Here is a 6,901-nt window from a genome sequence, read left to right on the forward strand (position 1 = left end):
CCAGCATGATGTCCTGCACCAGCTGCGGCATGCTCTCGCGCGGGGTCATCGAGCCCGACAGCAGTTGCAGCGGGATCAGCACCAGCACCATCAACATGCCGAACTGCGGCATGTTGCGCGCCAGCGTGGCCAGGAAGATGCCCAGCGAGGTGGTCGCGAACAGGCACAGCGCCGCGCCGACCACGAACAGCGCCAGCGAACCTTCGATCGGCACGCCCAGCAGACCCCGCACCACCAGGTTGAGCGAGACGAAGGCGGTCACCAGCACCACCAGCCCCATCGACCAGACCTTGGACAGCATGATCTCGGCCGGGGTGACCGGCATCACCAGCAGGTGTTCGATGGTGCCGTGCTCGCGCTCGCGGATCAGCGCCGCGCCGGTGAGGATGATCGAGAGCATGGTGACGTTGTTGATGATCCGCATCAGCCCGCCGAACCAGGTCTTGTCCAGCGACGGATTGAAGCGCGCGCGCAGCGCCAGTTCGATCGGCATCGCGGTGCTGCCGCGCTGGCGCCGCACGAACTCGTTGACCTCCAGGTTGATGATCTGCTGCACGTAGCTGTTGCCGGTGAAGGCCTGGCTCATGCGGGTGGCATCGATGTTGAGCTGCAGCGCGGGTTGCCGGCCGGCCAGCACGTCGCGCTGGAAATTGGGCGGGATGACGAGCACGAAGGTGTAGGCGCCCGAGTCCATGCCGGGATCGACCTCGCCCAGCGAGATCATCGCCGGCGGCGAGAACTGCGGGGGATAGAACGCCGAGGCGATGCGTTGCGACAGCGCCGAGCGGTCCTCGTCGACGATGGCGATCGGCGCGTTGTGCAGGCTCTCGGGCATGGCCGTGGCGGCGGTGTGGATCGACACGGTGAACACGTAGGCGATCAGCACCAGCAGGATCGGGTCGCGCGCCAGGCTCCACAGCTCCTTGATGCCCAGGCGATAGACGTTGGCCAGGTGGGGGAGTTTCACGTCAGCGCTCCTGTTTGCGGGTCAGGGCGATGGCCAACCCCAGCACTACCGGCACGGCCAGCAGCAGCGGCCACAGCGCGCCGCCCAGGTCGCGCAGGTGCAGCGCCTTGCTGAACACACCGCGGCTGATCGCGATCATGTGGCTGGCCGGATAGATTTCGCCCACCACCCGGCCGACGCCTTCGAGCGAGGAGATCGGCTCGAGCAGACCGGCGAACTGGGTCACCGGAATGATCGTGCCCACCACCACCAGGAACATCGCGGCGATCTGGCTGCGGGTGACCGTGGAGGCCAGCAGCCCGAAACCGGTGGATACCGTGGTGAAGATCAGCGCCGCCAGCGTCAGCGCCAGGAAGCTGCCGGTGATCGGCACGCCGAACACGGTGACCGCCAGCAGCGCCATGGCCAGGAAGTTGAGCATCGCCAGGGCCACGTAGGGCAGTTGCTTGCCCAGCAGGAACTCGCTGCGGGTGACCGGGGTGACGTAGAGGTTGGTGATCGAGCCGCTCTCCTTCTCGCGCACCACGGCGAGCGCCGTGAGCATCGCCGGCAGCATCAGCAGCAACAGCGGCACCACCGCCGGCACCATCGCCGGCAGGCTGCGCACGTCGGGGTTGTAGCGGTAGCGCGATTCGATGGCGATCGGGCTGGCCAGCTGCATGCCGAAGCGCTCGCGCGCCTGCTCGGCCAGCCAATGCAGGTGGATGCCCTGCAGGTAACCCTGGATGGTCTCGGCGCGGGTGGGCATGGCGCCGTCGAACCAGGCACCGACCTGGACGCTGTTGCCACGCAGCACGTCGCGGGCGAAGCCCGGCGGGATCTCGATGGCCAGCGCCAGCTCACCGCTGCGCATGCGTCGGTCCAGCTCGGCATGGTCCGACAGCGGCGGTTGCTCGATGAAATAGCGCGATCCCGAGAGCGCGTTGACATAGCTCTGGCTCAGCGTGGTCTGGTCGCCGTCGAGCACGGCGTAGCGCAGATCCTCCACGTCCAGGCTGATGCCATAGCCGACCACGAACATCAGCAGCAGCGAACCGACCAGCGCCAGCGTGGCGCGCACCGGGTCGCGGCGCAGCTCCAGCGACTCGCGCCAGACGTAGCTCAGCATGCGCTGCAGGCTGAAAGGCTTGCGACGGGCGTCGCGATGGCCATCGGCGCGGGGCTGCGCGGGCGCCGCGTCGTCGCCGGTCTGCCCGGGCGTGCCGCCGCCGGCCTCGACCAGATAGCCGATGAAGGCCTCTTCCAGTGTCTGCGCACCGCGCTTGGCCACCAGCGCGGCCGGGGCATCGCTGTCGAGCACCTTGCCCGCATGCATCATCGACATGCGGTCGCAGCGCTCGGCCTCGTTCATGAAGTGGGTGGAGATGAAGATCGTCACCCGGTCGCGCCGCGACAGCTCCACCAGCAGGCGCCAGAACGCATCGCGCGCGACCGGGTCCACGCCCGAGGTCGGCTCGTCGAGGATGAGCAGCTCCGGCTTGTGCACCATCGCCACCGCCAGCGACAGGCGCTGGCGCACGCCCATCGGCAGGCTGGCGGGCAGGCTGTGCACGACCGCCTCCAGGCCGAAGCGTTCGACCATCTCCTGCACCCGCGCCGGGATGTCGTCCTCGGGCACCTTGAACAGGCGCGCATGCAACACCAGGTTCTGCTGCACGGTCAGTTCGGAGTACAGCGAGAACGCCTGTGACATGTAGCCCACCCGGCGGCGGGTGTCGATGTCGTGCGGGTCGACCTCGTTGCCGAACAGCCAGGCGCGGCCCTCGCTGGCCGGCAGCAGACCGGTCAGCATCTTCATCGTGGTCGACTTGCCGCAGCCGTTGGAGCCGAGGAAGCCGAAGATCTCGCCGCGGCGGATGCGGAAGGACACATGATCGACCGCCACGAAGTCGCCGAAGCGCATGGTCAGGTCCTGGGCCTCGATGGCGATGTCGCCGTCATCGCCGCTCAATGGCGGGATCACGACCGGCTGGTGGTCGCGGGTTTTTTCTTCCGGCAACAGGGCGATGAAGGCCTCTTCCAGCGAAGCCGAGCCGGTCCGCGCCAGCAGTTCGGCCGGCGTGCCGGTGGCCAGCACCTTGCCGTCGTCCATCGCCACCAGCCAGTCGAAGCGCTGCGCCTCGTCCATGTAGGCGGTGGCCACGACCACGCTCATCTCCGGGCTCTGCCGCCGGATCCGCGCGATCAGGTCCCAGAACTGCGCCCGCGCCAGCGGGTCGACGCCGGTGGTCGGCTCGTCGAGCAGCAGCAGGTCGGGGTCGTGGATCAGCGCGCAGCACAGCCCGAGCTTCTGCTTCATGCCGCCCGAGAGCTTGCCGGCCGGGCGCGACAGGAACGGATACAGGCCCGTGGCCCGGGTCAGCTCGTCGATGCGGCGGCGGCGCTCGGCCGCGCCGTGGCCGAACAGGCGGGCGAAGAACTGCAGGTTTTCCTCGACCGACAGCGTCGGATACAGGTTGCGGCCCAGGCCCTGCGGCATGTAAGCGATGCGCGGGCAGACCGCGTTGCGGTGGCCGCGCCGGGCCATGTCACCGCCCAGCACCTCGACGCGGCCGGCCTGGATCCGGCGGGCGCCGGACACCAGCGCCAGCAGGCTGGACTTGCCGACCCCGTCCGGGCCGATCAGGCCGACCATGCGGCCGGCGGGAATGTCCAGATCGACGCCATCCAGCGCGGACACCTTGCCGTAGTCCAGGCGCACGCCCCGCAGTTGCACGACGGTGGGCGCGTTCGGCTTGGTCATGTCCGCTTACTCCACCGGCACATTGGCAACCAGATCGGCGGGCCAGGCCTGGTCGCTGTCGAGCCGGATCCAGGCCACCCCGGGCATTCCGGTCTTGACCTGCTCCAGATGCCGACGCAGAAGATCCTCGGGAATCTGCGCACGCACGCGGAACATCAGCTTCTGGCGCTCGTTGGCGGTCTCCACCGTCTTGGGCGTGAACTGGGCCTTGCTGGCGACGAAGGAGACCGTGGCCGGGATCACGTATTGCGGCCAGGCGTCGAGCACGATCCGCACCTCGCTGCCGATGGCGATGCGGCCGGCGCTGGTCTCGGGCACGAAGAAGGTCATGTAGACGTCGGACAGGTCGAGCAGGTTGAGCACGCGCCCGCCGGCGCCGAGCACTTCGCCCGGCTGCGCCACGCGCACCTGCACCCGGCCGGCGCGCGGCGACTTGAGCGCGCTGTCGTCGATGTCGGCCTGGATCCGCGCCACCGCGGCCTCGGCCGCGCGGACCGCGGACTGCGCCCCGACCAGCTGTGCCTCGGCGGCGCGCACGGCCGCCTGAGCAGCGGCGGCCTGGGCCCGGGCGGCCGCGACCGCCGCTTGGCTGGCGCGTACCCGCGCGCGGTCGTCGTCCAGTTCCTGGGCCGAGGAGGCACCCTCCACAAAAAGCGTCTCCGAACGTGCCAGCCGGCGGCGCGCGGCATCGAGCTCGGCCTCGCGCTGGGCGACCAGCGCCTGCGCGGTGGCCACCTCGCTCTGCCGCAGCGCGATCTGCGCCTGGGCCGCGGCCACGCCGTGCTCGGCCCGTTGCCGCTCGGCCTCGGCCTGGTCGTACTGGGCGCGCAGGGTGTCGGTCTGCATCCGCGCCAGCGTCTGCCCGGCCTGCACGAAGTCGCCCTCGCGCACCAGGATCTCCTCCACCCGGCCGGGCAACTTGGTGGCCACGTCGATCTCGGTGGCCTCGATGCGCCCGTTGCCGCTGACGAATCCCTCGCCCGGACCGTGGTCGGACCAGCGCTGCCAGCCCCACCAGGCCAGCACCGCGACGGCGACGACCAGCGTGGCGGGGACGATGCGTTTCTTGGAAAAAAGGGACGATGCTGTGCTCATGGTATGTCCGACGCCCGTTGCGAATGGGTGGAAAGGCCTGCTTCAGCGCCACCGGAGCGCTGGCCAGGCCCGCCTCCGAGCGCGCCGTACAGCGCGACCTGGCTGGACAGCAGCGCACGGCGCACCTGCACCAGTTGCTGCTCGGCGTCCAGCAGGTTGCGCTGCGCGTCGAGGACTTCGAGATAGGTGGCCGAGCCGTTGTCGTAGCGCAGTTGGACCAGCCGGGCGCGTTCGGCCAGGGCCTGGCGCGCGACGGTCTGCACCTGCAACTGCTCGGCCAGCCAGTGGCGGGCCGCCAGCGCGTCGGCGACCTCGCGGAACGCGGTCTGGATGGATTTCTCGTACTGGGCCACCGCGATGTCGCGGCGCACTTCGCTGAGCTCCAGGTTGGCGCGGCGACGGCCCGCGTCGAAGATCGGCAGCGACAGCGTCGGCAGAAAGGTCCACGCGCGGCTGCCGGAATCGAACAGGCCATCGAGCTCGGCGCTGGCCGTGCCCCAACTGCCGGTCAGGGCGATGCGCGGGAAGAACGCCGCGCGCGCGGCGCCGATGTTGGCATGGGCGGCACGCAGCCGATGCTCGGCGGCGATGAGGTCTGGGCGACGGAGCAGCAGGTCCGAAGGCAGCCCTGGCTGCAGCGCCGCCAGCACCGTGTCCTCGTCGAACGGCGCGCGGGCTGGGAGTGGGCCGGGATCGGCGCCGACCAACTGGGCCAGTGCGTGGTACTGGCTGGCGCGCGCGCGTTCGAGCTGGGCCAGCAGCGCCTGCGCCTGGGTCAACAGGGTCTGCACCTGGGTCAGGTCCAGCCGAGAGGTCGAGCCGACTTCCTGGCGGCGCTGGAAGATGCGGTAGGACTCCGCGCGTGAGTCCACGGTGCGGCGCGCGATCGCCACGCGCTCGTCCAGTTCACGCAGCCCCAGGTAGCCATCTGCGACCTGGACGATCAGCGCCAGTTCGACCGCCTGACGGCCGGCATCGGTGGCCAGCCACTGCTGCAGTGCCGCATCCTTCAGGTTGCGTATGCGGCCCCACAGATCCAGTTCCCAACTGCTCAGGCCGACTTCGGCGCGGTATTCGCCGCCGACCACGGACTGCCCGTAGTAGTTGAGATCGCCCGGCACCCGTGCGCGCGCGCCCTGCGCACCCAGGCCCAGGCCCGGGAATTGATCGGCGCGCTGGATCTGGAATGCGGCTCGGGCTTCCTCGACCCGGAGCGCGGCGACGCGCAGGTCGCGGTTGTTGCCCAGCGCCGTCTCGATCAGGCGCTGCAGCAGCGGATCGGTGAAGTAGTCGCGCCAGGGCGGCAGATCCTCGCGCCCTGGCGTCGATGCGCCCACGATGGACGCATAGCTCTGCGGTACCGGCGCGACGGGCTGTTCATACTCCGGCGCCAGGCTGGCGCAGCCGGCCAGCAGCGCCAGCGCGGTGCTGGCCAGGATCGGCCGGGCCCGCAGCGGCGGCGGACGGCGCTTGCCACTTGTGGCGACGGCTGGCCTATCGTTCATGTCATGTCTCCAGCACGTAGTTGCCCGGCGTCGCGTACTGCGGCTTGTAGCCCTTGGAGGGCGCCCCGATCGCGGGCGGCTTGACGGGCGTTCCCGAGCGTTCCTGCAGCCACGCGATCCAGGCCGGCCACCACGACCCTTCCTGTACCGGCGTCTGCTCCAGCCAACGGTCGGGGGGCACGTAGCTGGCGCCGGCGGCACGCGTAGCGATCCGGTAGCTGCGTCTGGGCCTGCAGCCCGCCCCGCCGGATCAGGAGCGCCGCAATCGGCCCGCCGATCACACAGGCCGCGATTAGCCCGACAGTATTGGCCGCGACCCCCAGTTCCAGCGCATTCGTGATCCCCAGCTTTTCGGCGAATATCGGTGCCCAGGCCAGCGTGGTGCCAACGCCGCCGGTCAGCGAAACCGAGCCGACCATCAGCCCGGCCTTCGGCTCCATTCCAAAGAGCCTCGCCAGCCCAATCCCCGCGAAGTTCTGCAAAAGGATGAAGCTGGTCGCAAGGATCAACAGGATCACCAACGGCCTGCCCCCCGCAAGCAGCGTGCGGATATCGGATTTTAGCCCGATACCGGCAAAGAACACCAGCAGC

General features: G+C 69.6%; 5 protein-coding genes. All 5 read right to left on the reverse strand.

Annotation, left to right across the window (positions count from 1 at the left end; translation table 11 throughout):
• The coding region (locus BUA29_RS11460) for an ABC transporter permease (protein WP_072756663.1) at positions 1-967 on the reverse strand (967 nt) is incomplete at its 3' end.
• Between the two features lies 1 nt (position 968).
• A complete protein-coding gene (gene rbbA / locus BUA29_RS11465) occupies positions 969-3,710 on the reverse strand; it encodes a ribosome-associated ATPase/putative transporter RbbA (protein WP_072756661.1) in 2,742 nt (913 codons plus the stop codon).
• Positions 3,711-3,716: 6 nt separating this feature from the next.
• A complete protein-coding gene (locus BUA29_RS11470) occupies positions 3,717-4,805 on the reverse strand; it encodes an HlyD family secretion protein (RefSeq protein ID WP_072756662.1) in 1,089 nt (362 codons plus the stop codon).
• Positions 4,802-6,310 (reverse strand): efflux transporter outer membrane subunit, encoded by a 1,509-nt coding sequence (locus tag BUA29_RS11475; protein ID WP_084602465.1) that lies wholly within the window; start codon positions 6,308-6,310, stop codon positions 4,802-4,804. Before BUA29_RS11475 ends, BUA29_RS11470 begins: the two co-directional genes overlap by 4 nt.
• On the reverse strand, positions 6,307-6,901 hold a 595-nt coding region (locus tag BUA29_RS12340), incomplete at its 5' end, for a sodium/glutamate symporter (protein WP_281247914.1). The genes BUA29_RS11475 and BUA29_RS12340, both read right to left, overlap by 4 nt.

Origin of the sequence: Thermomonas hydrothermalis, from assembly GCF_900129205.1 — a bacterium.
Lineage (GTDB): Bacteria > Pseudomonadota > Gammaproteobacteria > Xanthomonadales > Xanthomonadaceae > Thermomonas > Thermomonas hydrothermalis.